The sequence below is a fragment of the Bacteroides sp. CAG:189 genome (assembly GCF_000432295.1).
GTDB classification, from domain to species: Bacteria; Bacteroidota; Bacteroidia; order Bacteroidales; family Bacteroidaceae; genus Bacteroides; species Bacteroides salyersiae.
In genome coordinates, this window is the sequence record NZ_HF991071.1 from 52,555 (window position 1) to 56,411 (window position 3,857).

Annotated in this window: 4 protein-coding genes; 3 read left to right on the forward strand and 1 reads right to left on the reverse strand. The window is 40.3% G+C overall.

Annotated features, from left to right (window positions below):
• Positions 1-394: ATP-binding cassette domain-containing protein (locus tag QVP90_RS09850; protein ID WP_288204229.1), on the reverse strand; the 394-nt coding region annotated here is incomplete at its 3' end.
• Between the two features lie 310 nt (positions 395-704).
• Between QVP90_RS09850 and QVP90_RS09855 the strand changes: the two genes are divergently transcribed.
• The 3 genes from QVP90_RS09855 (at position 705) to QVP90_RS09865 (ending at position 3,820) form a co-directional block, all read left to right on the forward strand.
• On the forward strand, positions 705-1,283 hold the full coding sequence (locus QVP90_RS09855; RefSeq protein WP_005923397.1) for a nucleotide exchange factor GrpE: 579 nt from the start codon (positions 705-707) through the stop codon (positions 1,281-1,283).
• Positions 1,284-1,292: 9 nt separating this feature from the next.
• A complete protein-coding gene (gene dnaJ, locus QVP90_RS09860; protein ID WP_021936312.1) occupies positions 1,293-2,465 on the forward strand; it encodes a molecular chaperone DnaJ in 1,173 nt (390 codons plus the stop codon).
• A 509-nt stretch (positions 2,466-2,974) separates the two neighbouring features.
• Positions 2,975-3,820, forward strand: coding sequence for an urea transporter (locus QVP90_RS09865; RefSeq protein ID WP_264381101.1), 846 nt, complete (start codon positions 2,975-2,977; stop codon positions 3,818-3,820).
• Positions 3,821-3,857: the final 37 nt, after the last annotated feature.

Consider the following 3,857-nt stretch of genomic DNA (forward strand, 5'->3'; position numbering starts at 1 on the left):
CGGCATTCCAACCGTCAAGTTCCGCAAATTTCTCCTCCAATTCGGACACTTTCAAACCGTCCTCATCGGTAAAGTCTTCTTTGGCATACAATATTTCGCGCTGTTTCATAATATCCCACAATACGGTATGCCCCATCATCACTGTATCCATCACCGTAAAAGCATCCCATTTGAAGTGGTCCTGGCTCAATACCGAAAGGCGTTCGCCCGGGCCTAATGCAATCGTTCCGGTAGTCGGATCCAGATCGCCATAAATAGTACGCAGAAAAGTAGATTTTCCTGCACCGTTGGCACCAATTATACCATAACAATTCCCACTTGTAAACTTCAGGTTTACATCATTAAACAATACCCTTTTACCAAACTGTACCGATACGTTTGAAACTGTAATCATCTTAAATAATTAATTAATGTGCTAATATGCCAATGTGCCAATTACCATGCAGTGTATTGCCATAACGCAGCCAATTGGCATATTGGCACATGGACACATTGACACATTATTATTTCCGGCCGCAAAGATAGGCATTTTTAATGAATAACATACTATACCGGTTGTGTCAATCTGACAGAAAAGTATTACCTTTGCTGCGTTTTTTGGCATACAAAGTAAATTGGCAAAGTTTTTGCTGATGTGCCACTATATTGTAACGTCTATCGACATGAAATTGAATCCATTTAATAAGAACAAAAAAAATAAAGATATGAATCCAAAAGAAAAAGAAGCAGAAAAAGAACTGAACAGCCAGGAAACCGAAAACATTGCAGAAGAACAACTGCAAGAAGAAACAACTGATCAGGAAGCTCCCCTTACCAAAGAGGAAGAGTTGGAAAAGGAATTGGAAAAAGCGAATGAAACAATTGAAGACCAGAAGGATAAATATCTTCGCCTGTCGGCAGAATTTGACAATTACCGGAAACGTACGGTAAAGGAAAAGGCCGAACTGATTTTGAATGGAGGTGAAAAAAGCCTTAGTAGCATACTTCCTGTCGTAGACGATTTGGAACGCGCTCTTCAGACAATGGAAAAAGCAACCGATGTGGCAGCCGTGAAAGAAGGCGTAGAACTGATCTATAACAAATTTATTTCCGTGTTGGGACAAAATGGCGTAAAAGTAATCGAAACCAAAGACAAACCACTGGATACCGATTACCACGAAGCCATCGCAGTAGTTCCCGCACCGTCTGAAAAACAAAAGGGAAAGATTCTGGATTGTGTACAGACCGGATATACACTGAACGATAAAGTACTGCGCCACGCTAAAGTGGTAGTTGGAGAATAAAATAAATATATGGAAAAGAGAGACTACTATGAAGTGCTGGAGGTGACGAAAACCGCAACAGCAGAAGAAATAAAAAAAGCGTATCGTAAAAAGGCAATCCAATTTCATCCGGATAAAAACCCGGGTGATAAGACAGCAGAAGAGAAATTTAAAGAAGCTGCCGAAGCATACGACGTGCTGAGCAATCCGGATAAGCGTGCCCGTTACGACCAGTTCGGCCATGCAGGTATGGGCGGTGCAGCCGGAAACGGAGGTCCGTTCGGAGGTTTCAGCGGAGGAATGTCTATGGATGACATCTTCTCTATGTTCGGTGATATTTTTGGCGGCCGTGGTGGCGGTGGCTTTGGAGGTTTCAGTGGATTCGGCGGTGGCGGTAGCCAACAGCAAAGACGCTACCGTGGCTCTGATCTCCGTGTAAAAGTAAAACTGACATTGAAAGAGATCTCCACAGGAGTAGAAAAGAAATTCAAATTAAAAAAATATGTACCTTGTACGCACTGTCACGGAACAGGTGCAGAGGGTAACGGTGGTTCGGAAACCTGTCCGACCTGTAAAGGAAGCGGTTCGGTAATTCGCAACCAACAAACGATTTTAGGTACGATGCAAACGCGCACCACCTGTCCTACTTGTAATGGTGAAGGTAAAATCATTAAAAACAAGTGTAAAGAGTGCGGCGGAGATGGCATTGTATATGGAGAAGAAGTAGTTACAGTGAAAATTCCTGCCGGAGTAGCCGAAGGAATGCAACTGTCTATGAGCGGAAAAGGAAATGCCGGTAAGCATAATGGTGTACCGGGAGATCTGCTGATCCTGGTTGAGGAAGAACCGCATGAAAGCCTTATCCGCGATGAAAATGATCTGGTATACAACTTGCTTCTCAGTTTCCCGGCTGCCGCCTTGGGTGGTGCTGTCGAGATACCTACCATCGATGGCAAAGTAAAAGTAAAGATCGATGCAGGAACACAACCGGGTAAAGTTCTTCGTCTGCGTGGCAAAGGATTACCGAGTGTCAACGGATACGGTACAGGAGACCTGCTGGTAAACGTAAGTGTTTATGTGCCGGAAGCATTGACAAAAGACGAAAAGAATATACTTGAGAAATTAGATGCTTCTGATAACTTCAAACCGAACACTTCTATAAAAGAAAAGATTTTCAAGAAGTTCAAAAGTTTCTTTGACTGATAACGCAAAGTCATTGAATTGATAAATATTGAAACGCAGATTTCCATGAGTTAATAAACCTCTTGGAAATCTGCATTTTTCGTTTTTATAAAGACACAGACTTCGACAGATTGCCGGCAGGAAGTTATCAAATTGGCAAGTATAAACATTTCGTATTCAAAGCTCAATAGGTTCTACTCAAATCTAAAGCAGCAGCACAGTCCCACTCAAACAATTATATATCAATGATATAAACTACTAATATCAGACATAAAAGATAAGAATTTTCAGCAGACAAAGAATAGTAATTAACACACTATTAAAATCATATTTTTATATACCAAGAAATACATTCTTTATACACAAGAAATATATCTTTTGTAAGACTGATAATGAAATGCGGAAAAATCAATTAACAATGTTAAAAGACACCATCCATGATTTTGTATAAATAAAAAACAATGAGTATTTATTCCCAAACGTTTTTGTATTTATACAGACTATTATTATTTTTGCCGCAAAAAACAGGTATGCGTGAAAATATTTCAATCATCGGAAGAGGGATCGGACAAGTAATGTTTCAAAATAACGCGCTTTCCGGAATAATCATGTTAATCGGAATCATCTGCAATTCATGGCAACTTGCCATATTAGCCGTTGCAGGAACCGTTGTAGGCACAATAGCCGCCTCTCTTTTAAATTACGATAAAGAAGATATCCGTGCCGGTCTTTATGGTTTTAATGGCACTTTAGTCGGCATTGCCATAGGAGTGTTTATGGAAATTAATATCATATCTGTTGCATTATTAGTAATAGGGGCAGCCATATCCTCATGGGTTGCACATTGTTTTCGCCGGCAAAGTTTATTACCGGGATTCACGGCCCCGTTCATTCTTGTCGTATGGCTTTTACTCATAACATGCCATTATCTATATCCCGCTATACTACTACCCTCTCTCTCTGAAAATCCGGATAATGCAAGTCATTTTTTCCAATCATTCAGTTTAAATATCGGTCAAGTGATGTTTCAGGGAAATATCCTCTCCGGACTTTTCTTTCTGTTGGCTATCCTCATAAACTCCCGTATAAACGCTTTTTATACTGTCATCGCTGCTGCTCTTCCCTTACTCATAGGCTTGTTTCCAAACATAGACCTTACGGCATGGAATATAGGATTATTCGGATATAATGGAGTTCTTTGTGCCATTGCTTTGGGAGATTATACACATAAAGGAAATGTCAAAGTAATACTATCCGTCATACTCTCTATTCTGCTACAAATAGGGGGCATACAAATAGGAATAACTACTCTAACCGCCCCATTTGTCATTTCGGTTTGGATGATCAATCTACTATGGCGTATAAAGCAAGCATAAGGCAACACTATTTTTTTCTGCTGCTTTTATATTCACC